At 62.0% G+C, this 24,647-nt stretch carries 28 protein-coding genes and 1 pseudogene; 10 read left to right on the top strand and 19 right to left on the bottom strand.

What is annotated here, in order from left to right; genetic code table 11:
* Positions 1-57: 57 nt before the first annotated feature.
* Both LB556_RS31930 and LB556_RS27870 read left to right on the top strand, forming a co-directional pair.
* On the top strand, positions 58-306 hold the full coding sequence (locus LB556_RS31930) for a diguanylate cyclase domain-containing protein (RefSeq protein ID WP_318011329.1): 249 nt from the start codon (positions 58-60) through the stop codon (positions 304-306).
* A 1,018-nt stretch (positions 307-1,324) separates the two neighbouring features.
* Entirely contained in the window at positions 1,325-1,477 is a 153-nt protein-coding gene (locus tag LB556_RS27870) for a hypothetical protein (RefSeq protein ID WP_224570785.1), read from the top strand.
* 34 nt (positions 1,478-1,511) lie between these two features.
* Here the strand turns inward: LB556_RS27870 and LB556_RS27875 are convergent, their stop codons facing one another.
* The 3 genes from LB556_RS27875 to LB556_RS27880 all read right to left on the bottom strand — a co-directional run bounded on the left by LB556_RS27875 (position 1,512) and on the right by LB556_RS27880 (position 3,737).
* Complete coding sequence (locus LB556_RS27875) at positions 1,512-2,540, bottom strand: PAS domain-containing protein (protein ID WP_224570786.1); 1,029 nt, start codon at positions 2,538-2,540, stop codon at positions 1,512-1,514.
* A gap of 352 nt (positions 2,541-2,892) precedes the next feature.
* A complete protein-coding gene (locus LB556_RS31935) occupies positions 2,893-3,069 on the bottom strand; it encodes a hypothetical protein (RefSeq protein WP_318011330.1) in 177 nt (58 codons plus the stop codon).
* Between the two features lie 5 nt (positions 3,070-3,074).
* A complete protein-coding gene (locus LB556_RS27880; protein ID WP_318011331.1) occupies positions 3,075-3,737 on the bottom strand; it encodes a Ku protein in 663 nt (220 codons plus the stop codon).
* A gap of 321 nt (positions 3,738-4,058) precedes the next feature.
* On the opposite strand from LB556_RS27880, the pseudogene LB556_RS27885 reads away from it, so the two are divergent.
* From LB556_RS27885 to LB556_RS27895, 3 genes and pseudogenes are all read left to right on the top strand, one after another.
* Positions 4,059-4,240 (top strand): annotated as a pseudogene (locus LB556_RS27885) (DUF3606 domain-containing protein).
* Positions 4,241-4,261: 21 nt separating this feature from the next.
* Entirely contained in the window at positions 4,262-5,038 is a 777-nt protein-coding gene (gene xth / locus LB556_RS27890) for an exodeoxyribonuclease III (protein WP_224570788.1), read from the top strand.
* 303 nt (positions 5,039-5,341) lie between these two features.
* Positions 5,342-5,647 carry a hypothetical protein gene (locus LB556_RS27895; RefSeq protein ID WP_224570789.1) on the top strand — a complete coding sequence of 102 codons (306 nt, stop codon included), beginning with the start codon at positions 5,342-5,344 and terminating at the stop codon, positions 5,645-5,647.
* Between the two features lie 103 nt (positions 5,648-5,750).
* Here the strand turns inward: LB556_RS27895 and pqqE are convergent, their stop codons facing one another.
* Genes pqqE through pqqB form a run of 4 tightly spaced genes read right to left on the bottom strand, consistent with a single transcriptional unit; the run spans position 5,751 to position 8,882 of the window.
* Positions 5,751-6,899 carry a pyrroloquinoline quinone biosynthesis protein PqqE gene (gene pqqE / locus LB556_RS27900; RefSeq protein WP_224570790.1) on the bottom strand — a complete coding sequence of 383 codons (1,149 nt, stop codon included), beginning with the start codon at positions 6,897-6,899 and terminating at the stop codon, positions 5,751-5,753.
* A complete protein-coding gene (pqqD, locus tag LB556_RS27905; protein ID WP_224570791.1) occupies positions 6,896-7,192 on the bottom strand; it encodes a pyrroloquinoline quinone biosynthesis peptide chaperone PqqD in 297 nt (98 codons plus the stop codon). Before pqqD ends, pqqE begins: the two co-directional genes overlap by 4 nt.
* Complete coding sequence (gene pqqC / locus LB556_RS27910; protein WP_224570792.1) at positions 7,192-7,947, bottom strand: pyrroloquinoline-quinone synthase PqqC; 756 nt, start codon at positions 7,945-7,947, stop codon at positions 7,192-7,194. Before pqqC ends, pqqD begins: the two co-directional genes overlap by 1 nt.
* Positions 7,944-8,882, bottom strand: coding sequence for a pyrroloquinoline quinone biosynthesis protein PqqB (pqqB, locus tag LB556_RS27915; protein ID WP_224570793.1), 939 nt, complete (start codon positions 8,880-8,882; stop codon positions 7,944-7,946). The genes pqqC and pqqB overlap by 4 nt, the downstream gene beginning before the upstream one ends.
* A 70-nt stretch (positions 8,883-8,952) precedes the next feature.
* Between pqqB and LB556_RS27920 the strand changes: the two genes are divergently transcribed.
* The 5 genes from LB556_RS27920 to LB556_RS27940 are packed head-to-tail and all read left to right on the top strand — an operon-like array spanning position 8,953 to position 13,382.
* Entirely contained in the window at positions 8,953-9,735 is a 783-nt protein-coding gene (locus LB556_RS27920; RefSeq protein WP_224570794.1) for a hypothetical protein, read from the top strand.
* Entirely contained in the window at positions 9,732-10,907 is a 1,176-nt protein-coding gene (locus LB556_RS27925) for a branched-chain amino acid ABC transporter substrate-binding protein (RefSeq protein ID WP_224570795.1), read from the top strand. The genes LB556_RS27920 and LB556_RS27925 overlap by 4 nt, the downstream gene beginning before the upstream one ends.
* Positions 10,895-11,857, top strand: coding sequence for a PQQ-dependent catabolism-associated beta-propeller protein (locus tag LB556_RS27930; protein WP_224570796.1), 963 nt, complete (start codon positions 10,895-10,897; stop codon positions 11,855-11,857). The genes LB556_RS27925 and LB556_RS27930 overlap by 13 nt, the downstream gene beginning before the upstream one ends.
* Positions 11,854-12,579 carry an ABC transporter ATP-binding protein gene (locus tag LB556_RS27935; protein WP_224570797.1) on the top strand — a complete coding sequence of 242 codons (726 nt, stop codon included), beginning with the start codon at positions 11,854-11,856 and terminating at the stop codon, positions 12,577-12,579. The genes LB556_RS27930 and LB556_RS27935 overlap by 4 nt, the downstream gene beginning before the upstream one ends.
* The gene (locus LB556_RS27940; protein WP_224570798.1) at positions 12,576-13,382 is read left to right on the top strand and encodes an ABC transporter permease; all 807 of its coding nucleotides are present in this window, start codon (positions 12,576-12,578) and stop codon (positions 13,380-13,382) included. The genes LB556_RS27935 and LB556_RS27940 overlap by 4 nt, the downstream gene beginning before the upstream one ends.
* A 1-nt stretch (position 13,383) precedes the next feature.
* Here the strand turns inward: LB556_RS27940 and LB556_RS27945 are convergent, their stop codons facing one another.
* The 12 genes from LB556_RS27945 to LB556_RS28000 form a co-directional block, all read right to left on the bottom strand.
* Positions 13,384-13,800 (bottom strand): c-type cytochrome, encoded by a 417-nt coding sequence (locus tag LB556_RS27945; RefSeq protein ID WP_224570799.1) that lies wholly within the window; start codon positions 13,798-13,800, stop codon positions 13,384-13,386.
* Positions 13,781-14,659 (bottom strand): cytochrome c oxidase assembly protein, encoded by an 879-nt coding sequence (locus LB556_RS27950; protein WP_224570800.1) that lies wholly within the window; start codon positions 14,657-14,659, stop codon positions 13,781-13,783. The genes LB556_RS27945 and LB556_RS27950 overlap by 20 nt, the downstream gene beginning before the upstream one ends.
* Complete coding sequence (locus LB556_RS27955) at positions 14,656-14,997, bottom strand: hypothetical protein (protein WP_224570801.1); 342 nt, start codon at positions 14,995-14,997, stop codon at positions 14,656-14,658. Before LB556_RS27955 ends, LB556_RS27950 begins: the two co-directional genes overlap by 4 nt.
* Positions 14,997-15,602: a heme-copper oxidase subunit III gene (locus LB556_RS27960; RefSeq protein ID WP_224570802.1), complete on the bottom strand. Its 606-nt coding sequence runs from the start codon at positions 15,600-15,602 to the stop codon at positions 14,997-14,999. The genes LB556_RS27955 and LB556_RS27960 overlap by 1 nt, the downstream gene beginning before the upstream one ends.
* Positions 15,599-17,575 carry a cytochrome c oxidase subunit I gene (gene ctaD, locus LB556_RS27965; RefSeq protein WP_224570803.1) on the bottom strand — a complete coding sequence of 659 codons (1,977 nt, stop codon included), beginning with the start codon at positions 17,573-17,575 and terminating at the stop codon, positions 15,599-15,601. The genes LB556_RS27960 and ctaD overlap by 4 nt, the downstream gene beginning before the upstream one ends.
* The gene (gene coxB, locus LB556_RS27970; RefSeq protein ID WP_263485568.1) at positions 17,572-18,555 is read right to left on the bottom strand and encodes a cytochrome c oxidase subunit II; all 984 of its coding nucleotides are present in this window, start codon (positions 18,553-18,555) and stop codon (positions 17,572-17,574) included. The genes ctaD and coxB overlap by 4 nt, the downstream gene beginning before the upstream one ends.
* A 26-nt stretch (positions 18,556-18,581) precedes the next feature.
* Positions 18,582-19,115 (bottom strand): c-type cytochrome, encoded by a 534-nt coding sequence (locus LB556_RS27975; protein WP_224570805.1) that lies wholly within the window; start codon positions 19,113-19,115, stop codon positions 18,582-18,584.
* Positions 19,112-19,972, bottom strand: a complete 861-nt coding sequence (locus LB556_RS27980) for a substrate-binding domain-containing protein (protein ID WP_224570806.1) — start codon at positions 19,970-19,972, stop codon at positions 19,112-19,114. The genes LB556_RS27975 and LB556_RS27980 overlap by 4 nt, the downstream gene beginning before the upstream one ends.
* Positions 19,953-21,698, bottom strand: coding sequence for a methanol/ethanol family PQQ-dependent dehydrogenase (locus LB556_RS27985; RefSeq protein WP_224570807.1), 1,746 nt, complete (start codon positions 21,696-21,698; stop codon positions 19,953-19,955). Before LB556_RS27985 ends, LB556_RS27980 begins: the two co-directional genes overlap by 20 nt.
* Before the next feature lie 77 nt (positions 21,699-21,775).
* A complete protein-coding gene (locus LB556_RS27990) occupies positions 21,776-22,543 on the bottom strand; it encodes a heme-binding protein (protein WP_411908623.1) in 768 nt (255 codons plus the stop codon).
* Positions 22,544-23,024: 481 nt separating this feature from the next.
* Positions 23,025-24,365, bottom strand: coding sequence for a phospholipase D-like domain-containing protein (locus LB556_RS27995; RefSeq protein ID WP_224570808.1), 1,341 nt, complete (start codon positions 24,363-24,365; stop codon positions 23,025-23,027).
* 144 nt (positions 24,366-24,509) lie between these two features.
* Entirely contained in the window at positions 24,510-24,647 is a 138-nt protein-coding gene (locus LB556_RS28000; protein WP_224570809.1) for a hypothetical protein, read from the bottom strand.

Here is a 24,647-nt window from a genome sequence, read left to right on the forward strand (position 1 = left end):
GCTGCGGCGAAATGCTGGCGAGGACCGCACAGCAGGGAGAACGAGCCGGACTCCTTCATGTGGATCTCGACCGCAGCAGATCAACGAACGCTCGGACACACGGCCGGCGACGCCATGTTGACGCACGCTTCGAAGATCATCATGGCCGATGCCGGACATGCCGACTTCGTCGCGCGCATTGGCGGCGACGAGTTCGTGGATCATTTGCGGCACGGCGCGACGACGCCGAGTTGCATCCGCTGCACTCCTGGACTAAGCGCGGGCCTTGGTGGAACCGCGCGGTGCGCGTTTGCATGGCCGCGATGACTGACCTGAGGAGGCCGACGGCGCTCCAGGTGGCTGCCAAGGAAGGGGCGAAGTTGCTCCCTGATCAAAGCCTTGTCGGTGCGACGGGACAAACATCTTGGTGAGCCCGCTAGCGGTGGGACAGGCGAGACTTTTGGCCGTTCCGCGAGCTCGGGGGACTCTCGCGAGTTGAAATGCAATGCTGGGGCTTCATGCCGGAAACGGCGTCTGCGGCGCTCGGGCGTCGCGCCCCAGGGACCCTGGATAAGCGACGTCAATCTATCCACTTCATCAGGGTGTCGGAATCGGCACTGGCGCGGCCACAAGCCGAGCTGGGAGCGGCTGTCCGCCTGATCGACGGAAGGACGGAGAGACTTACGATTTCACGCAACCAAGTCGATTTGCCGGCATTGATGTCTGTAAGCGCCGGAGGAGGCCAATGCTACATTATAGCGCGCCCCGGAAATTTGAGATCGATGACGAGGTCGCCTTAACGGGTACCGTCACCGCGATACTTGCCAGCGGACGTGCCAGAATAAGCATTCCATCGTATGGCTCGACCTATTCGGTTGACCCGCCACCCAGAACCCGCGTCGGAGATAAAGTGGTTCTCGTTGGAGACATCATCCGTATCGATCGCAAAGCCGACAGGCTGACAGTGCGGATTGACTGCGGGGGCATAATCACGGTCGAACCTTCTGCAATTACAAGGTTGAGAAAGCATCGTCGGTCGCGCTGACGCTCACCGGGTAGCCTGCGGAGTGCGCACGATTGGTTGCCCGGTCGGATCTCTTGAGCGCCGCGCCGCAAGGAATTTTCTTTCACCCGTGTCGCTCGATCCATCAGTGATCTGCGGCGCGGTTCGCAGGTGGAGGGCTAGCTTTGCTCGTTGGGCTCACCAGTGTCTGCCGCACCGGCCTCCGAAAAGGAGCGGCGTCGCGATTGGCCCGTTGGTGAAAGACGGCCTTGCTCACGGCCTATTTGTTTGCCGAACTTGTACGCCAAACAGGGGGCGCCGAATTGAACGAGTAAGCGTATCATGAAGTTCTCCTTGCTCGCCAAGAAACCAGCCCTGCGCGTTTATGTTCCAGTTCATGAGGAAGCCGATGTCGGCATGGATGCGCCATGCTTCGTCGTCTCGAATTCGTGTTTTACACCGGGTGCGCCCGATAGCGGCGGCAGCATGCCTTGATCCGGAAGACAAGGATGCCCCATCAAAGCCTGGACTAAACAACTAGCCTTGGCTTGCGACGTTTGGCACTCCTGAGTCCCCCGTCCGACCACTCACGTTGCGTGGAGCCCTGAAGCTGGCGCCGGATGGTAGCGTCGGCAATCACCGTACCGAAACCTGGCTTTCGGGACTTCGGGGGAGGCGGCCCTCCAGTTTCTTCCCAGACCAGGGTGAGACCTCTGTTGTGCGGGATGTCGCTCCAGCTGATTGCGACCAGACCCGTCCGCTTAGAGAGCGATCCATGGGAAGCCGCGTTGACAGCGAGTTCATGGATAAACAAGGCGAGCGGCTGGACGGCATGCGGCGAAAGCATGATATCTGGCCCGTTCAGCAAGGATCGCGATGCTCCATAGGGCTCGAGTTGCGATTGAATTGCCTCGCGCAACGGAATGTCCTGCCAATTGCGCCGCGACAGAAGCGAGTGTGCGCGAGCCAGGGACTGGACGCGATTCTGGACAGAGGCGGCATAAAGGGCCGGGTCGTCAGATCGGGACAGGCGAACGATGCTGTCAACCAGAGCAAGCACATTGTTGGCGCGATGGTCCACCTCAAGGAGCAGCCGGTGCTCTGATGCCTCCAGAGATTGAACCCGGCGATAGTCGGTCCGATCGATCTGCGATCCGAAATGGTAGACGAGCCGTCCACCGTCGTCGTAGATCGGGCTAAGGTGAAGTTGGTTCCAGAACGGTGCTCCGTTCTTCCGGTAATTGAGCACCTCGACGCTAACGTCGCGCTCTTCCTGTAGGCCGGCACGGATTTCGGCTACTGCGGCCGCCGATGTTGCTGGTCCCTGCAGGAAACGGCAGTTCCGGCCTAAAACTTCCTCTGCACTGTAGCCGGTCAACGTCAGGAAGGCCGGGTTTGCCAGGACGATCGGGTAATCTCTCAGGGTTGCATCCGTCACCACCATAGGCATTCGCGTCCGCTGAAAGGCCGTGGCGGCCAGTTCTTTCCAGTCGGCAATCGCATCCGCAGTGACCGCGGCCGGCGGGTCACCGTACACGTGAACCGTGTCTTCGCTCATCAGCTGCGCTATAGCCTCCAAACCCCTTGAACTTCCGCCGAGTAAAAACGTTGCAAGACGTTGTCCGGCTTCGAATATACGTCGCTTTCAGCAACCCACACGAACCTATATGGCGACTGTGCGGCCTCGATATAGGCCGTCGCAGCCGGCATTCTGGTCTGTGGGACTATCGTCCATCTCGGCTGGTGCCTTGCGCAGGGCGAAGGTCAGCACGAATAGCGCCAATCTCGCCGCGTCCGCATCAGCAGGTCTGCGGTCTCTCGTTGGCTGGCCCGGGAGCAGTCCTGCGACCGCGGGCCGTGGCTTTTGACACCGAATGCGCATCGACGAACTGCTGGAACTCGCAATCGAGCTAAGCGCTCTTGCGCTTGGGGGAAGCCGCTTTCTGTTTTGCGGCGGTTTTTTGCGGCGCCGACAGCCCTTCCTGTTTCAGGCTCTTGCGCAGCACCTCCGCAAGACTGATGACGTTTTCCTTGGGTTGCGGGGCCGGCTTAGGCGGCTTCTTGCCCTTGCGCTTCGCATCGATCATGGCGATCAGGGCGTCTTCATAGGTGTCCTCGAACTTGGACGGATCGAAACAGTCACCTTCTTTTCGATCAGCATTTCGGCGATCTCCAGAAGCTCGGCATCGTAGTCCTCCTTCTTCAGATCGCCAAAAACGCTTTCAGCCGAAACCATCTCGTCATGAGTTCTCAGCTCGGTCATCACCATGCCCTTGCCGTAAGGCTGGATCAAAACCTCGCGGCCGCGTTGATAAAGCACGATGCAAGAGCGGGCCGCGACCTTCTTGCTTGCCATCGCGTCACGAATGACGCTGAACGCTTCGACGGCGGTCCCGTCTGCCGGGATAAGGTAATACGGCTTCTCCAGGTAACGTGTGTCGACGTCCGCGAGCGCCACGAACTCACCGACTTCCAGGGTGTGCTGCGAGGTCAGCTTCAGCTTCTTGATCTCGTCAGGCTCTATCCGGATGTACTCGTCCTTGTTGATTTCGAATCCCTTGACCTGATCGGCGGCATCCACTGGCTCTCCGGTGACTTCATCGGCATAGACGCTTTTGACGGGCAGACCATCCTTGCGATTCAAAATCTTGAAATGGATTTTCGAGGCCTCGGACGTGGCGCCGACGACTTTCACGGCGCACGAGACAGCACCAACCTTGAGAAAGCCCTTCCAGGCAGCGCGCGGAGCAACCATCGAATTCCAGTCCCGATGAAACGTTGAGAGATCTCAACGGGCAGGGCAGTCAAATGTTCCTGGAAGCCAAAGACCGCCTGGATGAAGCACGCCGCTGGGGTGCGGCGATGATCGCCATTTTGTCGGGCCCCATAGTCCCGACGGCGAACGATTAGGCCGCCCGGAATTTCGTTGAGCGGTATTTGCCTCCCTTTTCCGCACCGCGTCTATAAGGGGAGTCGTGCGCTCTTCCATTTCTAGCGCCATGTATTGCTCCCTGACTGAACCTGAAGAGTCCGACCGCGTTGTGCAGGTGTCAAAACGTGAATTTCGGAGGAAGACATGACAAGTAGTGGAGCGACGCGCGGCCGCAACCAGGACTGCGCCAGAGTTGCCGGCGGGCAGGACCATGAAGTGAGGTACGAGGCGGGCAAGGCAGGCGCAAGAAAAGAGGCCGTGAAATCGGCGGTTAAGTCGGTGGGCAACAGCCTAAGAAGCTCGAGGACAAGCTGAGCAAGAAATAAACAGGCCGGGGAGTGCCGACGATGCGCATTGCCACCTTCAACGTGAATGGCGTCAACGGCCGGTTGCCGGTACTCCTCAGATGGTTGGCTGAGAGCGCCTGCGAGATCGTTTGTCTTCAGGAACTGAAAACCTCGGATGAGAAGTTTCCTGCTGAGGCGATCCGGGCGGCTGGCTATGGCGCGATCTGGCACGGCCAGAAGTCGTACAACGGTGTGGCGATCCTCGCGCGAGGTTCGCAGCCCGTCGAGCGACGAAAGGGTCTGCCGGGAGATCCCGACGACACGCATAGCCGCTATATCGAGGCCGAGGTCAATGGATTGATTATCGGGTGTCTCTATCTGCCGAACGGCAATCCTGCGCCAGGTCCCAAATTCGACTATAAGCTCCGCTGGTTCGAACGCCTGATCGCCCACGGCAACCTCCTGCTCAAGGAGCGAGCGCCGACAATCCTTTGTGGTGACTACAACGTGGTGCCTACGCCGATCGACGCGGTGGTCCCGGGGCGGTGGTTGGGCGATGCCGTCTATTTCCCCGAAAGCCGGGAAGCCTATGCGGCAATGCTGGAAGACGGCTGGGCCGATGCCATCAGACACCTCCATCCCGAGAAGGGGATTTACACCTACTGGAACTTCTCCTACCGGGGCGGCTACGATCGGAGCTCCGGCTTGCGGATGGATCATCTGCTGCTCAGCCCATCGCTTGCCGGGCAGCTGCGGAATGCGGGCGTGGACGCGGAGACACGTTCCTGGGAGAAGCCGAGCGACCACGCTCCGGCCTGGATCGAAGTGGATCGGTAGGCAGACACGCCGCTGCTCAATCCGAGTGAACTGGTTCGGGCCGCAGGATCGCTCGAGCACAAGCTCGTTACGTCCGGATATGCCGGCTGCTTGAGAGCACGGATCCTGTGACACAAACATGCAGCCCCATCGCCTCCGTCAGATCCCGAGGAGCACACCATGCAAGTTGTTCGTACCCAAGTTTCTTGACACTGCCGCGCCCGACGGACAGCCCATCCATCGCGTCGTATTTTGCGGCGAAGGGAGTGAGTGCGTGACGGTGGATATGGCAAATCCGGATGGCTCCGCTGCCTTCAGGGAGCATTGGACCGCGCGAAGGCGATCCTGGTCCAAACCGCCACCTTCGATCTAGCCGCCAATGACTATCACGCGAACAGCAATGGTAATTTCGACGAAGACGCCGTGACTTCGATGAGCGATGCCGCAGGCGATATGTATGTCTTTGACTATCGGGACGGCGAAACCAGTCGGCGGATACCGCGATCGCGTATGCCAAGCCTTAGCGTTGCCCGCACCGAAGCAATCCGCTGTGCGATGGACATCCTGGCGGATCTGCAGCCAGGCACCGACGACCTTACGGGCTGGCTGGCTGGTCAGAGTTTCCAATGAGAAGGGCGATGTGCTCTGTACGATCGATGTCGCGGAGGCCGAGGCTGCGCGTCACGCAAGCAAATAGAGACGACCAGCGGAGCGTTCGCGCCAGTCGAGACCGTCACGAGGGCCGCGCGGATGGTGTTAGGGAACTAGCGGCGCTCTTAAACACTCCTATTCGGCGACGAATGAAAGGTTCGCCGGCGATAGGCGTCACCTTGCGTTGCGTTTCGTCGATGAGCATGCCCATGTGAGCATGCATCGGCGACTTGATGCAGGCGGGATCCGTTGCAGCGGCGTCACCGGCTATCGCCACCGCCTGACATCTGCAGCCGCCCCAATCGACTTCGCGTCGCTCACAGCTTCGGCACGGCTCCTGCATCCATTCGGTGCCCCGGAAGGCGTTGAATGCTTCGGAATGGGCCCAGATTTCAGCGAGCGGGCGGGTCTCGAACCGCTCGAAGCGCAGCGAGGCGATCGACTGCGCGGCGTGACAAGGTAATACGGTACCGTCCGGAGCAACCACGAATGCGTCGCGGGCCCAACCGCCCATGCAGGGCTTGGGATAGGTGGCAAAATAGTCCGGCGTGACGAAATCGATGTTCATGATGCCGATGAGTTTTTCGCGCGCCGCCGCGACGATGTCGGCCTGACGTTCGACCGCCGCGAGGTCGGGCATAAGTCTATCGCGATTGGCCAGCGCCCAGCCGGCATACTGCACGTTGGCGATCTCGAGCCGCTCGGCGCCCAAAGAAAGGGCGAGATCGATGAATTGTGGTACGTCCTCAATGTTATGACGATGGATTGGCGCATTGATTGTGAGCGGTAGCCCGCAAGCGCGGGCAAGCCGTGCCGTCTCCAGTTTCTTTTCGTGGCTGCCCGGGTAATGGCCGATGCAGTCGGTAGAAGCCGGATGCGCACCCTGAAAGCTCAGTTGCAGGTGGTCGAGACCGGCTCGGGCAAAAGCCTGGATGCGGCCCTCGGCAATACCGACGCCCGCGGTGATAAGGTTGGTATAGACCCCCCGGGCCGACAGTCCGGCAATCAATTGTTCTAGGTCGCGTCGTAGCGTCGGTTCGCCTCCGGACAGGTGCACCTGCAGAACGCCGAGATCGGCGGCCTGCGAGAAAAGTTCGAGCCAGGTCTTTGTGTCGAGTTCGCGATCGGCCTTCAGTAATTCGAGTGGATTGGAACAGTAGGGGCACTGCAATGGGCAGCGATGCGTCAATTCAGCCAGCATTCCGATCGGAGGCAGAAGCGGTTCGCTCACAGCTTCACCAGCAGCTTGTCCGACCAGTCCTGCAAAAAAGCTATCACATCGGCCGCGACCTCCTCCTGTTCGGCATCATATTCGGTGACGAGATCGGCGATGATGTGGTCGACGGTGAACCGCCCGTCGCAGCGGCGCAATATGTCCAGCCCGGCCTCGTTCGGCCAGAGCACCTGCTCCGGCGCGAGCACAGCGACTGCCTGGCGCACGGGATCGAACTGTAAGCGTATGTGCTTCGGCAGCGATGGGATCGATCGCAACGACACTGTGGGTTTGGGTCCCGGTACCCTCATCAGGCCGCATCCGGGCGGAAGGCGCCGGGCGGGATGTTTCCGGGCGCACCATAGGCATGTTGAAGCGCATCCAGCATGGCCCAGAGTACATCGCACTTGAACACCAGGGCACCGATTGCCTGCTGCTGGCGTTCGGGCGTATCGGCATGACCGAGCACATAGGCCAGGGCATGGTCGGCGTCACGCGACGCCTGATCGGGCCGCACCCTGAAATACGCAAGCGTGTCCTCGGTCACATATTCGTATTTGGCCAGCATCGCCTGCACGCGTTCGCCAATGATGAGCGGCGAGAACATCTCGGTCAGCGAGGATGCGACAGCCTCTAGCAGCGTGCGGTTCGCGCAAAATGACAGATAGGCGCCGACCGCGAAACGGGTTGCGGGCAAAGCAAGGTTTTCGCTCTTGACCGCTTCGGCATCGAGGCCGAAAGACGTAGCAAGATGCACCCAGCGCGCGATGCCGCCGCTCCAGCCGTCCTCCCCGTCATGGTCTTCAATGCGTTTGCGCCAGGCGGCGCGAAACGCCGGATCCTCAGCACGAGCCAGGATCAGGGCGTCCTTGCGCGGAATGACGGCTTGGTAGCAATAGCGGTTCAGCGCCCAGGCCTGCATCTCTGCCTTCGACAGAGCGCCACTGGTCATCCGGTGATGGAAAGGATGTTGATTGTGATAGCGCTCGGCACCTACCTGCCTCAGCACTGCTTCGAAGTCAGCCTTGGATAGGCCATCTTTGGCCGCGTGATGGAAATCGGTCAAAATTCCATCTCCATTCCATCGCTGGCGATTTCCCAGCCCGCCGCTCGGACCGCTGCGTATTCGGTGGAATTTTCGTCCAGAACAGGATTGGTGTTGTTGATGTGGACGAAGATCCGGCGACCGATCTTCACATTGGCCAATCGGGCGACGGAACCTGCTTCTCCCGACATTGCGATATGCCCCATGCGTGCGCCGGTTTTGTGGCCGACGCGCGCAATGATCATCTCGTCGTCTGTGTAAACCGTGCCGTCGAACAAAAGACAGGCGGCGCCAGCCAGGCGCGTGGCAAGGGCGGCGTCTATGCGCGCGCAGGCCGGGATGTAGAAGACAGCGCCGCGACTGCGGGCGCCGGTGACGCGGACTCCAATGGTGTCGCCGGCATCGGAGCCAAAATTGGCGTCGGGATCACCTCTTTGCTCGAGATAGAGGGCGACCTTCCCCGGCACGGCGAAGCTATCGACCAAAATGCCGGTCTGTTCGCCGTCTGCATCGCAGATCGCCGTCTCTCCCATTGGCGAAAGAAGGCGCCGGGGTACGATTGCAGGATCGAGAACGTTGAAGATCGTGTTTGCCTCCAGTGTCGCCAGCACCTGCGCCGTCGCATAGATTGCAAATGGCTGCCGTTCACGCAGGCTGAGCAGGCCGGCGACATGGTCCACGTCACCATTGGTCAATACGGCGGCACGGATAGGGCTCGAGCGCAACGGCGCGCAAAATGCGGGCTGGAGTTCGGGCGTTTGCGCGATCTGCTGGCGAATGTCGGGCGACAGGTTGAAGAGAACCCAGCCTGCCCCGTCAGCCGATGCGGCCATGGATGATTGCGTTCTCGACTGGAAACCCGCCATGCCAGCGCGAGCAGCGCGACTGAGGCGGTAATTGCAGTTCCATTGCGGGAAGCCCCCACCTGCCGCCGATCCGATGATCTTTACGCGCATGGCGACAGCCGCTCACCAGATATCGTGAAAAATCCTCGGCACCGCCGAGGCTGAGGCGGACGCATTCACCTTGGCCGAGACCACACCGTGGGCGGGCTATTTCCGGGGCCGAATTTCAGCAGGCAAATACCGCGAGATTTCTAAGCCCGCAGCCACCTGGCACATGGTCGGTTTCTTCCAGCTCTTCTTCATCGCACTCTCCATCTGTGCGCCAGCCGGAGGGGCTGGCAACGCCGCAATCTCAGGCGAGAAGGCGACAGGCGAACCCATAACTATCTGCTTCAAAGTCGGTTCCTTCATGACGGTCCGATCCTTGCCAACGGACGGGGCGACTGCGCCCTCAAGCATATTCCTGTTGGGCTATTGCTTCGGTCGGGAGGCGCTCAATGGGGCAAACTGCGAGCCGGTCACGCGCCTGTCCGGCCTGATCCCCCGACGGCGAGGAACTCCGCCCGCGGCGAAGACGGGTGATCTTTGCGGCATCAGCGGCATGTTCCCGAGACGACTTGATGAGGTTCTCTCGCGAGTCACACGTTCGTCGGCGATGGCGACAGCGCCAAGTGCAAGTTCGTACATGTCGGCCCACGGAAGCCGGCCGGTCGAATCTGGCCTTGAAACCAGGAACATTCCTTTGTCCAGAGCGTTAGCAGTTCTCCGCCACGCCGGAGCGCTCGTGCTGCTTTCGATCGTCCAAGAGCAATTGTTCGATGGTGCCTTGCGCCACTGTGGCGCTTCGGGCGCCAGTTTGCATTGCGATTCCCCGTTGCTCGACCTGGATAGCTCGGTATCTGACGACGGCGAATGCCGCGGAGCGATCTGCCTTGTAGGCCTGCCAGGGAACCTATCGCCATGAAGATGGCGCTGGCGGTTCTCATACTGCTCGCCATAGCCGCCCCTGGTCTTACCGAGCCGCAAACGATGGTGATCGGCTATCTCGGCCAACGACGTAAACCGCCTCCGCCCTTGGGGCCACGCGATGAGGCAGTCACCGACGACGGTCTGCAAGGCGCCCGCTTGGGCATCGCCGATGACGCCGGCACCGGCCGCTTTCTTGGCCAGCAGTTTCGGTTGCAGGAAAAGGTCTTGAGCCCCGGCGAGGAGCCAGACGGAGCGGTCAAGGAATTTGCGGCCGAGGGCATAAGCTTCGTCATCGCCGACCTCGATGCCGCTCAATTGCTCAAGGCGAGCGCGGCTCCAGGTGCTGAACGGATGTTATTGTTCAACAGCCGCGCTCCGGACGACCGGCTGCGGCAGGATGAATGCCGCATCAACGTGCTGCACACCATCCCGAGCCGCGCCATGCTCGCTGACGGGCTGGCGCAATACCTGGTCTGGAAGCGCTGGCGGCACTGGTTCCTGCTGGTCGGGCCTCATTCTGGGGACCAGGCCATGGCAGTTGCCTTTCGAAGGGCGGCAGCGCGTTTCGGGGCGGACATCGCCTTCGACCATCCGTGGACGTTCCGGCCCGCCGAGGGGCGTGCCGACACCGGTCACGTCACCCTGCAGACCGAGATTCCGGCCGCCACGCAGGTCGGCGACTACGATGTACTTGTCGTCGCGGATGAAGCCGATGAATTCGGCGAATATCTCGAGGGGCGCACCGCGCTGCCCAGGATGGTAGTTGGGACGCAAGAGGTGGTCGCGACCGGCTGGAGCCCGGTCAACGAAGAGTGGGGTGCCACACAACTGCAGGACCGCTTTCGCAAGCAGGCTGGGCGCTGGATGTTACCGAGCGACTACGCCGCTTGGCTTGGGGTACGCAGCGTCGGCGAGGCCGCGACCCGGCTGCACAGTGTCGACCCGCTGGCGATCAGCAAATATCTACGGGGCGACGATTTCCTTCTCTCAGGGTTCAAGGGGCAGGGGCTGAGTTTCCGTCCGTGGGACGGGCAGATGCGCCAGCCCGTCCTGATCGCCGGCTCTCGCCTGCTTGTGTCGATATCGCCCCAACCCGGTTTTCTGCACCAGCGCACGCCGCTCGATACGCTGGGAATCGATGTCGAGGAGAGCACATGCAAGTTCTGATTGCGCTGCTCCTGGTAATGTCGGCTCTTGCGGCTCCGGCGGCCGCAGAGACAATTTACGTCTCCAACGAACAAGACAACACCGTCGCCATCGTTGATGGGGCGACCATGACCCTGCAGGCCACGATCGATGTCGGCCGGCGCCCCCGCGGACTGGCGCTTTCAGTCGACAAGAAGACGCTGTTCGTGGCGGAGGGCGATGATAACCGCCTCGACCTGGTCGACATCGCGAAGCGGCAGGTGGTCGGCCAGTTGCCGTCGGGCGCCGATCCCGAATTCTTCGTCGTCCATCCGGACGGCAAGCGGCTCTTCGTGGCCAATGAGAACGACAACCTGGTGTCGGTGGTGGACATCGCAGCCGGTAAAGTCGTTGGCACGGTGGATGTCGGTGTCGAACCGGAAGGCCTGGCGGTCAGCGCCGATGGCAGCACAGTCGCCTGTACGTCGGAAACGACCAGTATGGTCCATCTGATCGATTCCCGTTCGCTCGAACTCATCGACAATCTGCTGGTAGACACGCGGCCGCGCGCGGCCGCCTTCTCGGCTGATGGCAAGCAATTGTGGGTCTCCTCCGAGCTCCGTGGCACCGTCACCGTTTTCGACACCGCGACCCGCGCGCAAACCGGCAAGGTCGAATTCATGGTGCCGGGCATTCGGCGCGAGGGCGTGCAAGCGGTCGGCATCGAAATGTCGCGCGATGGGGCGACCGCCTATGTAGCTCTCGGTCCCTCCAACAGGGTCGCCGAGGTCGACACTATGACCTTAAAGGTCCGGCACCTCTATCTTGTCGGCCAGCGGCCGTGGCACGTGGCGTTGTCCGACGACCAGAAGCGCCTGGTCAGCGCCAACGGCAATTCCGGCGACATCTCGTTCATCGATCTGGAGAACCAGGAGGTGGTGAAGTCGGTGCCGGTGGGACGCGGCCCCTGGGGCGTGGTGATCGGCCCATGAAGGCGCTATCCCTTGAAGGCGTTGGACACAGCTTTGGACAGCGGCGGGTCCTCGATGCCATATCCTTCTCGGTCGCGGAAGGCGCAATGTGCATACTGCTCGGACGCAACGGCGCCGGCAAGACGACGCTGTTTTCGCTGGCCACGGGCCTCTATCACGCCCGATCCGGCCAGATCGATGTGTTCGGCCACTCCATGCGGACCGATCCGGCCGCCGCACTTGCCCAAATGGGCGTTGTCTTCCAGCAGCAGACGCTTGACTTCGATCTCACCGCTGCCGAAAATCTGCGCTATCACGCCTCGCTGCATGGGCTGGGAGCCAGCATCAGCGAAGCGAGATTGCGCGAGGAACTCGGCCGGCTGGAGGTCCTCGACCGGCGCGACGAGCCGGTCCGTTCGCTATCAGGCGGTCAGCGGCGGCGCGTTGAAATCGCTCGCGCGCTGATGCACCGGCCGCGTATCCTGCTGCTGGACGAGCCGACGACCGGGCTCGACGTCCCTGGGCGTCGGGCGATCGAGCAGCACGTGCGCGCGCTCTGCCGGGAAAGAGGCGTTGCCGTCCTGTGGGCGACGCATTTCCTGGAGGAGGTCTCGGCCGACGACGACCTGGTGGTGCTGCACCAGGGCAGGGTGCGCTGGGCCGGCGGTGCCCGCCACGTGGCCACGAGTCTTGCGGTCGACGGCCTGGCCGATGCGTTCGATCTGCTGACGGAGACGGCATGAAAACACGCCACGCAGTGCGGGCGCTCATCGGCATTCTGCGCAGGGAGACGTTGCGAACCCTTCGGCAGCGCGGCCGACTGCTCTCGGCGATCATACGACCTTTGGTCTGGCTCGCCATCTTCGCCGCCGGCTTTCGGTCCGTGCTTGGCCTGTCGATCACGCCGCCATACCAGACCTACGTGCTTTACGAGGTCTATGTCGTGCCCGGGTTGGCGGCCATGATGCTGCTCTTCCATGCCATGGCAAGCTCGCTGGCGATGGTCTACGACCGTGAAATGGGCAGCATGCGCCTGTTGCTGACGGCGCCGCTGCCACGATGGTATCTGCTTGCCGCGCGGATGCTGGCGAGCGTCGTCGTCGGTCTGCCGCTGGTCTATCTGTTCCTGCTGATCGCGCGTTATTGGGACGTGCGGCCGCCGGTTCTGGGTTATCTCGCCGTGTTTCCGGCGCTGGTCCTGGCAGGCCTGATGCTCGGTGCGTTCGGGTTGCTGGTATCGTCGATTTCGACGCAAATGGAGAACTTCGCCGGCGTGATGAACTTCGTCATCTTCCCGACGTTCTTCGCTTCGACGGCGCTCTATCCAATATGGCGGCTCGCCGAGGCGGGACCGGTGCTGGCAAACATTGCCGCATGGAATCCGTTCAGTTCGGCGGTCGAACTGATACGCTTCACGCTCTATCTGCGCTTCGATCCCGTTTCCGCTCTCGTCGTTCTGGCCTGCCTCGTCGTGTTTTTCCTGGCGGCTGTGGTCGGCTATGACCCCGGCCGCGGCTTGTGGTCCCGGCGCGGCGGCGAGGGCTGAATCATCTTAGGGCGTAGAGGTAGGCGGCGATATCGCGCGCCTGCTGCTCGGTGATCCTCGTGGACGGCATCGCCGTATGCGGATTGATCTCTCTGGCCGCTCGTATCCAGCGGATCAGATTCTCTGGATTGTTCGCCAGCACGCCGCCGATAAAGACCCGGTCGGCAAGGCTGGCATCGAGGCGCGGACCAACCTGGCCTTGTGCCCCCGGCACGCCGGAGATCGTATGGCATCCGGAGCAGCCGTTCGCGATCATGATCGGAATGGCGCGCGTGCCCACGCCGCCGGTCGCCACGTCCGATTCATGCCGGACACGATCACCTCGGTTGGACCACAACGTCGCCGCGGCGACTGCCGCGGTCAGCAGCAGGATCGCGGCGAGCCCGCCGCCGACCATCCTAGCCAGGTCGAAGCGCATGGTTTGCCTCCCTGATTCCGCTCTTGCTTATCCAGAGGCCGGCGAGCAGCACAGCGGCTCCGCCATAGATCAGGCCAGCCGGAACCCACATCACCAGTCCGGCGAGCTGCTGGTCTTCGATAGGGCTTAGCCCCCAGAGCGCCGCGCCAACGGCATTCTGCGGATACCAGAGCTTGGGCGACAACAGTAAAAGCACGCCAAGCAGACCGGTGTGCAGTGAAGTGAGGAAGAGATGCATCACCCCGCTGCCATAGGCCTGCTGGCGGCCGGAACGCGGCAGGATCACCCACCAGAACAGCAGGCCGGTGCCGAGGAAGCTCGCATGCTGGGCGTAATGCAGCACGCCCTGCTGAAGCGCGGCCTCGAACAGGACGGGGATGTGCCAGATCCAGATCGTCACACCGTGGATGATGGTTGCGTTGAGGGGCCGGCTGGCAACGGCCCAGATCGCCTGGAGAACGCTGCGGTGCGTTAGCCCTGCCGTCCGTCGGCGCAGTGCGGCTGGCAATGCCCATATCAACGCTGCGCCGGGGCAGGCGGCGACGAGGAGCGGCGCCGCTACCGCCATGAGCAGTTCATGCTCGATCATGTGGGCTGCAAACACCCGCTCGCCAAGCGCGTGGATCGGGGTAACCAGCGCCCCTGTCAGCACGCCCCAGCCGGCGGCGAACAACAAAGCCTGTCGTGTCCGCTCGGGGCGACCCCGGCTGCTGCGGCGCCACAGCCGGCTGGCTCCGATCGCATAAACGAGCGCAATTGCGGCCAAAGGGAGCGTGATGGGAAACGCGAGGGTCCATCCCGCTTCGGGCGCGCCTGCGCCGTAGCAAATCGAGGTTGAGAAGAACGCTTCGAAGCTCATCGCAGGCACTCGTCGAGGATCAGCGCTGCGCAACCCTGCATGACAATGACAAGGGAAAAGAACAAAGCGGCAAGAATGCCGAGGTCGGCGACGAATTGCTCGGTGCCGCGCGTGCGCTCCGGCTTGAACGCCGCGCCCCCCTGCCGCTTTGCCCGCCACGAAAGCACGCCGCCGAGAAGCGAAAGCAAGGCTAGCACCAATGCTGTCGGAAGCACGACCGGGACTTGGCGATTGCACTGCCAGGGGACCAGCGCGTAGTTCAGCTGCGTCGAGATTGCCCAGGCCAAAGGCCCTGACAGAAGGCCGCCCCAGGAGGTTCCCAACCGTAGCGCGCGCATCAGCCTAACCTCGGCACCCAGTAGATGAGCAAGTAGATCGGGATCCAGGTGAGAACCACGAAGTCCCAGTAGAAGACGTTGTCGCCGACGTCGCCGAAGCGCCGGCCGCTGTAGCCATGGCGGGTGAACATGAGCACGGTCAGCACGATCGTGTCGCCCACATCGGTGATCAGATGCGTGGTGTGCAGCCCAAGCAGCACCCAAAGCATCGACCCGTACGCATTTGTGTCCCAGTAGATGTTCAACGCCGGAAACTCGAACCAGCGCACGACCAGCGGGGCGAGACCGAACAGGCACATCACGACCATGCCGATCCGCACCGGCGAGATCGCGCAATGCTCGGCGTAGCGTTTGAGGATATGGTTCGGCACCAGGCTGGCGATCAGCAACAGGGTGACGATCGTGCCAGGCCAATGGTTGGGTTCGGGGGCGCTGAGGCGCCAGTTGGGCCATGACATCGCTAGATAGAGATAAGCGCCGGCCGCCAGCGCGAAGCCCGTCCCTTCCAGCGCCATGAAGCCAAGCGTGCCCCACCATGTCGGACTGCGTGGACCATGTCCGAACGTGGGCAGGCCGGAAAGGTCGGCGACGGGCCGCTGGTTCATTGCTCGTCCTCCGGATCGCCTTTGGGCCAGAACCAGCCGACAAGCGTGACCGCTATCGGCACTGCGCCCCAGACGATCGCCCACGGCGTGAAGATCGAGTAGAGGAAAGTGCCGCCGACGGCGATGGCGGCCAGCAGCGGCCAGATTGAAGGAGTCGCCGATTTCTCCCGAATGTCGGGATAGGCTTCCGCCACCGTGGAGACGAGCAACTCGCGGACGTCGACGCGGAGGCCGGTCGCGACGGGAAGCGCTTCTCGTTCGGCCCACAGGGGCTCGACATTCGTCACGACCGGAATGCGCCTGAAATTATAGCTCGGAGGCGGCGAGGACGTGGCCCATTCGAGGGTACCGGCATCCCAGGGATTGTCCCCGGCCGGCGCCCCTTTCAACGCGCCATGTATAAGGTTGAACGTGAACAGCACGAAACTCAGGAAGAACAGCACCGCGCCGGTGCTGATGAACAGGTTTATGTTGCCCCAGCCAAGCTCCGCCGGATAGGTATAGACCCTGCGCGGCATGCCCCACAGGCCGACAAGATGCATCGGGAAGAAGGCCGCGTTGAATCCGATGAAGGCCAGCCCGAAATGCCAGCGTCCGAGACGTTCGCTCATCATGCGTCCGGTGATCTTGGGGAACCAGAAATAGGCGGCCCCCAGCAGCGGGAATACCGATCCGCCGATCAGCACGTAGTGGAAGTGGGCGACCACGAAATAGGTGTCGTGCACCTGGAGGTCGAGCGGCACCGAGGCGAGCATGACGCCGGTGAGGCCGCCGATGACGAACATGAAGAAGAAGCCGAAGACGAACAGCAAAGGCGTCCGGATCACCGGCCTGCCATCCCACAAGGTCGCCAGCCAGCAGAAGATTTGCACACCGTTGGGGATTGCGATCAGCATGCTGGACGCGGTGAAGAAGCTCGCCCCGAGCTTTGGCAATCCCGTCGCAAACATATGGTGCACCCAGAGGCCGAACGACAGGAATCCGACCGCGATCAGCGACAGGACCAGCCCGAGATGGCCGAATGTCGGTCGCCGGGCAAAAGCGGGAATGATCGAGGAGACCATACCTGTCGCCGGCAAGAAGATGATGTAGACCTCGGGGTGGCCGAAGAACCAGAACAGATGCTGGAACAGCAGGGCGTCGCCGCCCTCCGCGGGATTGAAAATGTGGGTGCCGACGAGCCGGTCGAGAATCAGGAACGTGGAGGTGATCATGACTGCCGGCATCGCGAAGACGACGACGAAGGACGTGACCAGCAGTGCCCAAACAAAGAGCGGTATCTTGTCCAGCGACATGCCGGGCGCCCGCTGCTTGAAAACGGTGACTATGGTGGCGACGGCGAGCGCAAGTGACGACACTTCGGTATAGGTGATCATTTGCGCCCAGACATCGGCCCGCTTGCCGGGAGAAAATTCCGGTCCAGACAGGGGCACGTAGGCGAACCAGCCGACATCCGGCGCCATGTTGAGAAGGAATGAGATCCAGACAAAGGCTCCGCCCGAGACGTAGATCCAGTATCCGAATGCATTGAGTCGCGGGAAGGCGATGTTGCGGGTGCCAACCATCAGCGGCACCAGATAGATCCCCGCCGCCTGCACGATAGGCACCGCGAACAGGAACATCATGGTGACGCCGTGCATCGTGAACAGCTGGTTGTAGAGGTCCGGCCCGATCAGTCCGCGCTGCGGGCCCGAGAGCTGGATTCGCATGGCAACCGCGTTCAACCCGCCCAGGCACAGAAACACGAAAGCGGTTATCAGATAGCGCCGTGCTATGACTTTGTGGTCGACGCTCGACAGGGCGCCGACGATGCCGGGAGGCGTGCGCCATGTCCGCGCGAGCCAGCGGTGGAGGCTGGCGTCATCCATGCCGGAGTCGCGCGGTCCGTCCTGCTCGGGAGCCAGGTCGCCTTTGGTGACGGTCGCGCGTTCCGGCGGCAGGTCGCGTTCGCTCGTCACATCCGCGCTGCTCATTTCAGGCCCTCGAGATAGGCAACGATGGCGTTGAGCTCGTCGCCGTTGAGCTCCATGACCGGCATGTGGGCGCCGGGCTTCACACCCTGCGGATCGGCTATCCAGGCGGCGAGATTGCCGCGGCTCATCGTCAACGTGCCGGCGGCGAGCGTGCGCCGGCTGGCAATATGCGTGAGATCGGGCGCCACAGTTCCTCCCGCTGGAGTGCCCCCGATCCTGTGGCACATCACGCAGGGACGGTGGAGGAAGAGGTCCTCGCCAGTCTTGGCCTCGCCGCTCGCTGGAGAGCGCGCTGGCCGCAACTGGTCGTTCCACCAGGCGTCGAACCTTGCCCGCGGCTCGGCGATGATGAAGGTGCCCATATTCGCATGCTGCGCACCGCAGAACTCGGCGCACTGGCCGCGATATACGCCGGGCTTGTCGGCTTTGATGTCGAGCACATTAATACGGCCGGGGATGAGGTCGAGCTTACCGGAGAGGCTTGGGACCCAGAAGGAGTGAATCACGTCCGTCGAGGTCAGCAGAAGCCGTACGGGCTCCCCGGCTGGAATGTGAATCTCGTTTGCTGTCGTCAGGATGCGGTTTGGCGTGGCATCCTCATAGCGCACCTCCCACCACCATTGGTGGCCTGTGACGCGAATGGTCAGCGCAGCGCCAGAGCCGATCGCCGCAAGCGTTCTGTTGGCGAAGAAGCTCAACAAGGTCAGTCCGACCACTACCGACACGGTCATCGCGACGGCGATCAAGACAACCCGCAACTTGCGATGCTCGGCCCCGGCATTCAGCACGAGCGGCTCGGAAGGTGCTCGAGGCCGCATCAACAGCGGTGCGGCGAGAGCGATCATCACCAGCACCCAGATCAGCGCGCAGAGCGCGGTGAAAAACCAAATGAGCCATGCCAGCTCATTGGCCGCGGGACCTTTCGGATCGAGCGCTGATTGCCATCCAGCGCATCCCTGCAGAAACAGGACGCAGGCCATGGCGAACCCGGTCAACGCAGGGCGTTTCACGGCGATTTGCCCAGCGTGGCGGCATCCGGCAGGCGGTTTTCCGACGGATGCGGCATCATGTCGTCATTGCGCTGCGGCGCGGCGGACGAGGGCACATTTCCGCTCAGCGAGCGAACGAAGGCGGCAAGCTCCCAAATCTGGTCATCGGGGATTTTGTCGTGGAAGCTTGGCATTCCTTTCGGCCGCCCATCGCGGATCGTGGCATGGATGCTTTCGATCGAACTGCCATAAAGCCATTTCTCGTCCATCAAGGCCGGCCCCATGCCGCCGCCGCCATTGGCGTGACAACCCGAACAGTTGAACCAGCCAAACAGGCGCTTTCCTTCACTCAGGTGGAAGGCGTTGGCCTCGAAACTGGCGGCCTTGTTATCGGCAGGAGAGGGCCGCTGTCCGCCCGGTTCCAGTGTAGTCACCGGCGTCGGCTGCTCGCCTGACCCTAGCGCTGATTGCGGGCGCGTGTCCCGCTCCTCGCGCTGGCATCCAGTGAGCGCCAGGATCACCAACAGGAGCGTGACGGCGCCATGCGTCATCGCACAGGGCTCCCCGGGCCATCGAGACGCGGCACGCGGTATTGAGACAGCAATGCGTCGATCTCGGCCTTGTGCCTGGCTAGGGCGCTGTTCACATCGCTGCGCAGCGCATCGTCCTCGCGCCGAACACCCATCGAGATGTCGTAGATCATGGGCAGTTGCGGCCCGTCGATACGCGGCGTGACCGGCGTGACGCGCAATGGCACCTTCTGCTTTTCGGCGAAATAGCCGGCGAGGGGGCCCCAGACCACGGCGAGATCTATCTCGCCGCTCGCCACCGCGTCGACGATGCGCGCCGGAGGATTGGGAGCGGAGTAATCGCCATACACAGGGTATCCGACGAGATGTCCGACGATGCCGCGGCGGCCCAGCGCCTGGACCGGAGGCGAGTTGGCGCCGTCATCCCCGATGAGCTGAACGCCGATGCGCATGTCGCGCAACCGCGGGTCGTTGAAGGACGTGACATCCGGACCGTTCTGGCGGGTGACGAAAACATAGGACGACCGATAGTACGGTGCGGTGGTGCGCAGCATCTCGAGATTGGCCGGCGTGCCGGGCACGAGATCGCAAAGGCCCGCCTTCAGTGTATTGCGCACGAAGCCGCGGCGCTGAGCCCACCAGGTATAGTTCAGCTTTGCGCCGAGATCGGCAGCGATGATTTCCGCGATCTTGTTTTCGAAACCCTGACCGGCCGCGTTGGAAAAAGGCATATTGTTGGGGTCCGCGCAGACGCGCAGCTCACGCGCGTCGGCAACGGCAGGCAACAACAGCAAGGCGAGGCCTGCTATCGCCCTCCGCAGCGGTTTTCGCGCGGAGCGCGCGGTCCGATCGAGCGCGTCAGGGCAGCCGGAACACATAGAGCGTGCCTCCCGCCGTTGTAGCATCCTTGAGGTCCTTCATCGCGTTGACGAAACCGAGCGCGGCGGTGGCGTCGCGCGGATCGAGATCGCCGGACACGATGGCGCCAGCCCAGCCGCCGACACCCGACAGTATTGCCACGTATTGATGTCCGTCCGGACCTCGATATGTGATGGGCTGGCCGATGATGCCCGACGAAGTCTTGAACTGCCACAGCAGCTCGCCGGTCTTCGCGCTCACCGCTTTGAACCAGCCCTCCATCGTTCCATAAAAGACGACGTCGCCGGCGGTCACGACCGCGCCGCTCCACACCGGGAAGTTCTCCTTGACGCTCCAGGCGGGCTTCTCGGCCGCGATATCCCAGGCCGTGAAAGCGCCGCGATTGCCGCCGGGCCCAGCAATCATGCGAACGTTCATGCCCACGTAGGGCGTGCCGGCGATGTAGTTCACTTCGACGCCCTCTTCGTCCATGCACAGATTGTTGTGCGGGATGTAGAGCAGGCCCGTCTTTGGCGAGAAGGCGGAAGGCTGCCAGTCCTTGAGGCCCGACGCAGTCGGGCAGATGTCCCGGACGACTTTCCCGGTGCCCGTCTGCTTGTCCGGATTTTCAATCAGCCGACCGGTCTTGAGGTCGACGCCCTTGCTGGAATTTACGGGGCCGAAGGGCTTTGCGGACAGGACTTCGCCTGTCGTTCGATCGAGGATGTAGAGGTAGCCGTTGCGCTCCGGCCGGACCAGCACCTTGCGCGGCTTGCCCTGCCAGTTCATGTCGAGCAGGATCTGCTCGTTGATGCCGTCATAGTCGTGGAGGTCGTGCGGGCTCCACTGATAGAACCATTTGGCCGCTCCGGTATCAGGATCGCGCGCGAAGATCCCCGAGGTCCATTTATTGTCGCCGGGCCGTAAGTCCGGGTTCCACGGTCCGGGATTGCCGGTGCCGTGGAAAATCAGGTTGAGATCGGGATCGTAGGAGATCCAGCCCCACATGTTACCGCCGCCGATCTTCCAGGCGTCCGGAGGCCATGTCGTGACGCCCAGGTCCTTGCCCTTGTCCATGTCGTAGTGCGGCTTGAAATCCGGGCCGATCAGTACGTCCTTGTCCGGCCCGGTGCCGTAGGCCGTCCACACGACACGACCATCGCCGGCGTCAAGCGCCTTGACCCAGCCGCGAACGCCCAGCTCGCCGCCTGAATTGCCGACCAGCACTTTGCCTTTCACCACAAGCGGCGCCATGGTGATGGTCTCGCCGATGTTGATGTTGCCGATATGCGCGTTCCAGATCGGCTGACCGGTGCTCGCATCGAGCGCGATGGTGTGACCGTCCAGGGTGTTGAAGAAGATGCGGTTGTCCGCAAAAGCCGCGCCGCGATTGACGACATCGCAACAGGCAACCCCTTGCGCCGCGGGCTCAGGATTGGGTTCGAACTTCCATTTCATCGGCGCGCCTGGCTTGGTGAGGTCGAGCGCGTAGACGACGTTGGGGAAGGGAGACACGATGTACATCGTGCCGCCGACGACAAGCGGCGCCGCCTCCTGGCCCTTGTTGACGCCGGTCGAGAAGGTGAAGGCCACCTGCAGGTTCTTGACGTTGCCCTCGTTGATTTCCGTAAGCTCGCTGTAGCGGGTGGACGCGTAGTTCTTGGCCGGCATCATCCATTGCCCGTCGTCCGGTGGCGCGGCGGAAACGGGCGGCGAGATCAAGGCAGGCTCGGCGGCCTCCGCCATAAAGGGAAGGCACGCTACTGCCAGAAAAATGCTTGCTCCGGCGTGCAATCCGGCCGCCGCCAGCTGTGGCATCCTCGTCATTTGGGAACCGCGCCCCCAACGCCGGCGCCAAGCTCCTCGGCTATGTCGGCCTCCGTACCGGCGCAAAGCGGATGACCCCAACCGGACGCGCTTTTGCCCCCCGGGTCCAGGTCGTAGATGATGGCATCCTTGCGATTGGGATTGACGCCTGCCGGGACCTTGTCGAAACCGAGCGCCGCCCGGACGCGCCAGGCGACATTGTGGTCGGCGCAAGACGAATCGCCGCTGACGCCGAGTCCCCCGACGATCGTCTTGCCATCATAGAGAGCGAGACCGCCGCCAAACACCACGACTCCCCCGATGGGCTTGCCGATCAGCGGATCGTTGGGGCTGCCGAAAGTCCCAGCGTCGCCGGCATAGGCGGTCGCCTGATTGACGGGATTGGTGGCTAGCAGGCCGAACAGCGATCCGCCCGGTTGCACACCAGCATAGAGATTGGCCGTCGAAAGAGCCATGTTCCCCAGGCTAAGCGCGTTTGCCGTGTTGGCCTTTTCGGCAGCAATCAGCCGGCTGCCGGGCCACTGTGCGTCAACCGTTGGTCCGCTGAAAGCGACAGCACAGACCGTGCCGTCACGCGCAACGACTGCTGCCCATTCGTTGTTCTCGAATCCGCCATTCGCCGGACCGCCGCTGGCCCTGACATTTGCTTTCAGCGCGGACAGCAGGGTGGCGTGGTCGGCGGGACAGGGTGTCTGCGCGCCGGCAGGATCTTGTAGCAGCGCAAGGAAACAAAAAGCCAGCGACGAAAACCAGCTGCTGTTCACGGCCCCTCCTTGTTCAATTCGAACAACAAGCGCCAGGCCGACGGGTCTGCCCTGCTCCCGTCATGCAACTGATTTCACTTGCTGCGCAATTCGAACTGACAACGCGCTACTTTGTTCCAGATGCCTAAGACGACGTTAGATTGGCGGATGAATGCGCGGTCCCGAAGATTTGGTTTGGGTCGCGGGCTTACCGATCTAAAGTAGCGTGAGCGACATGGGCCTGCGCGCATTCGCACATTCGGTTGCGCCGCAGAACGTGCGAACGTCTATCCTGCCGGGCAACCTTGCCGCGGTGCGGAACAAGCGCGACTGGCTTGCGTTTGGGGGCAATGAAGCAACTTCGATCAGATTTCGCAGTGATCGCTCAACCTGCCTGCTGGCTGGCTCTCTTGCTTTTGGTTGTCCCTTACGGGGTGGGAGTCTTCTTGTTGGTAAGGACGTGCCACTGCTTATGAGTTAGCCGTGTTCCCTGGACGAGGCGCTAAAGCTGCGTGTGCAACCGGCTGGCAAGCCAGTCCGAGAGCTTCTCGACCAATGGACGTGATCTCCACTCGGCCAGACTGATTTCTCTCGACCGCTTCAGGTCTTGGTTGAACAGATCGATCTGCGTCTGCGCGAATTGCTTGCCGTAGACGTTGAGCGTGGCTTCGTCATTCAACCGCAAAGACCGCTCGTCGAGATTTGTCGAACCAAAGCTCGTCCAGACGTCGTCGACGATTAGCAATTTTGGATGATACATCGTCGGCTGATACTCGTAGATCCGCACGCCGGCCCCGAGCAATTTACCCCAGAAATGGCGCGAGGCTTTTCGCACAATCGGGACATCCGACAGCGAATTGGGAACGATTACGTCGACTGTCACGCCTCTTTTCCTGGCATCCATTATCTGTTGGAGCGCGATGTCGTCCGGGACGAAATAGGCCATGCCAATGCGCAAATGGTCTTTGGCCGCGGCTATGGCGGCAAGCATCATCAGCTCCATGTTCTCCGAGCCGTTCGGCTGCGAGGAAAGGATAAGCTGGGCACCGAGTTCGCCCGCGGCTTCAAGCGGCGGGTAGAACTTCTCGCCCTGCAATGTCTCGCCGGCGGCTTCAAACCAGTTCTCCGCGAAGGCCGCCTGGAATGCGGCTACGGAAGGCCCTTCGATCTGGTAATGCGTGTCGCGCCATTCATTTGGGTTGCGCGCATCGCCCAACCAGTTGTCTGCAATGCCGACGCCGCCTGTGAAGGCGACCTTTCCGTCAACGATGAGAAGCTTGCGATGCGTCCGGTTGTTTATACGGTCGAGCGTGTACCAGGAGATCGGCCGGTAGCGCTGGAACTGCACCCCCGCACTTGTCATGATCCTGATCAGCTTCTCGTCAAACGGGAGACTGCCAAGCCAGTCGACGAGCACCCGCACTTCGACGCCCTCGCGCGCTTTGGTGGCCAAGGCCGCTGCGAATTCGTAACCGACCGATCCCGACCAATAGATGTAGGTTTCCAAATCGACGGTCAATCGGGCCGAACGGATTGAGTGCAGCATGGCTGGAAAAATCTCGTCACCATTGACCAGAGTCTGCACGGCGTTCGCACCGAATATCTGCCCTTGCGAGTAGTTGCTCATGCTTCTCGCGAATTGAGGATCTGCCGCATAGAAATGGTGCGGTACGATCATGCGGATCGCACGCGTCTCAGGGATCGAGTTGACTGCTAGCAAGGTGACCAGAGTGGCGATGAGGGCGACGGCCGCATATTTTAGCCCGCCGACCAGCCTCTCCTGATTTCGCCCCGACCTCAAGGGTGCCGCACCTGCCGGTGGTGCCGCGAGGGGAAATTGCACATATCAATCTCCCTGCTGTTCGCGGCTGCGATGGTTTTCAATTTCCTCCGGTTCCTTGTCTTCGATGCGGGTGACTTTTGAAGCCGAACTGTTTGCTTGCAACTCCTCACGCAACCTGGCGTGGATCGCCCGGTCATCGCGATGCTATGCCCGTACGGCATCATCGACCGGCGAGGAGATTAGCTGCTCCATGCCATGCCGCAGGCCGAGAAGTTTCGGGCCAATCGAGGTGAGAACGCTGATGATCGGTTGATGCGCCATCATCAACAAACTTTCGATCAT

It is taken from the genome of Mesorhizobium sp. ES1-4 (assembly GCF_020164745.1).
In the GTDB taxonomy this organism is placed as follows: domain Bacteria; phylum Pseudomonadota; class Alphaproteobacteria; order Rhizobiales; family Rhizobiaceae; genus Mesorhizobium.

What these genes read in the sequence shown, in the direction of transcription:
- LB556_RS31930 (WP_318011329.1), top strand. Translation starts at nt 58, where the DNA reads ATGTGGATCTCGACCGCAGCAGATCAACGAACGCTCGGACACACGGCC.
- LB556_RS27870 (WP_224570785.1), top strand. Translation starts at nt 1,325, where the DNA reads ATGAAGTTCTCCTTGCTCGCCAAGAAACCAGCCCTGCGCGTTTATGTT.
- LB556_RS27875 (WP_224570786.1), bottom strand. Translation starts at nt 2,540, where the DNA reads ATGAGCGAAGACACGGTTCACGTGTACGGTGACCCGCCGGCCGCGGTC.
- LB556_RS31935 (WP_318011330.1), bottom strand. Translation starts at nt 3,069, where the DNA reads ATGATCGATGCGAAGCGCAAGGGCAAGAAGCCGCCTAAGCCGGCCCCG.
- LB556_RS27880 (WP_318011331.1), bottom strand. Translation starts at nt 3,737, where the DNA reads ATGGTTGCTCCGCGCGCTGCCTGGAAGGGCTTTCTCAAGGTTGGTGCT.
- xth (WP_224570788.1), top strand. Translation starts at nt 4,262, where the DNA reads ATGCGCATTGCCACCTTCAACGTGAATGGCGTCAACGGCCGGTTGCCG.
- pqqD (WP_224570791.1), bottom strand. Translation starts at nt 7,192, where the DNA reads ATGAGGGTACCGGGACCCAAACCCACAGTGTCGTTGCGATCGATCCCA.
- pqqB (WP_224570793.1), bottom strand. Translation starts at nt 8,882, where the DNA reads ATGCGCGTAAAGATCATCGGATCGGCGGCAGGTGGGGGCTTCCCGCAA.
- LB556_RS27925 (WP_224570795.1), top strand. Translation starts at nt 9,732, where the DNA reads ATGAAGATGGCGCTGGCGGTTCTCATACTGCTCGCCATAGCCGCCCCT.
- LB556_RS27930 (WP_224570796.1), top strand. Translation starts at nt 10,895, where the DNA reads ATGCAAGTTCTGATTGCGCTGCTCCTGGTAATGTCGGCTCTTGCGGCT.
- LB556_RS27935 (WP_224570797.1), top strand. Translation starts at nt 11,854, where the DNA reads ATGAAGGCGCTATCCCTTGAAGGCGTTGGACACAGCTTTGGACAGCGG.
- LB556_RS27940 (WP_224570798.1), top strand. Translation starts at nt 12,576, where the DNA reads ATGAAAACACGCCACGCAGTGCGGGCGCTCATCGGCATTCTGCGCAGG.
- LB556_RS27945 (WP_224570799.1), bottom strand. Translation starts at nt 13,800, where the DNA reads ATGCGCTTCGACCTGGCTAGGATGGTCGGCGGCGGGCTCGCCGCGATC.
- LB556_RS27950 (WP_224570800.1), bottom strand. Translation starts at nt 14,659, where the DNA reads ATGAGCTTCGAAGCGTTCTTCTCAACCTCGATTTGCTACGGCGCAGGC.
- LB556_RS27955 (WP_224570801.1), bottom strand. Translation starts at nt 14,997, where the DNA reads ATGCGCGCGCTACGGTTGGGAACCTCCTGGGGCGGCCTTCTGTCAGGG.
- LB556_RS27960 (WP_224570802.1), bottom strand. Translation starts at nt 15,602, where the DNA reads ATGAACCAGCGGCCCGTCGCCGACCTTTCCGGCCTGCCCACGTTCGGA.
- ctaD (WP_224570803.1), bottom strand. Translation starts at nt 17,575, where the DNA reads ATGAGCAGCGCGGATGTGACGAGCGAACGCGACCTGCCGCCGGAACGC.
- coxB (WP_263485568.1), bottom strand. Translation starts at nt 18,555, where the DNA reads ATGGCCTGCGTCCTGTTTCTGCAGGGATGCGCTGGATGGCAATCAGCG.
- LB556_RS27975 (WP_224570805.1), bottom strand. Translation starts at nt 19,115, where the DNA reads ATGACGCATGGCGCCGTCACGCTCCTGTTGGTGATCCTGGCGCTCACT.
- LB556_RS27980 (WP_224570806.1), bottom strand. Translation starts at nt 19,972, where the DNA reads ATGTGTTCCGGCTGCCCTGACGCGCTCGATCGGACCGCGCGCTCCGCG.
- LB556_RS27985 (WP_224570807.1), bottom strand. Translation starts at nt 21,698, where the DNA reads ATGGCGGAGGCCGCCGAGCCTGCCTTGATCTCGCCGCCCGTTTCCGCC.
- LB556_RS28000 (WP_224570809.1), bottom strand. Translation starts at nt 24,647, where the DNA reads ATGATCGAAAGTTTGTTGATGATGGCGCATCAACCGATCATCAGCGTT.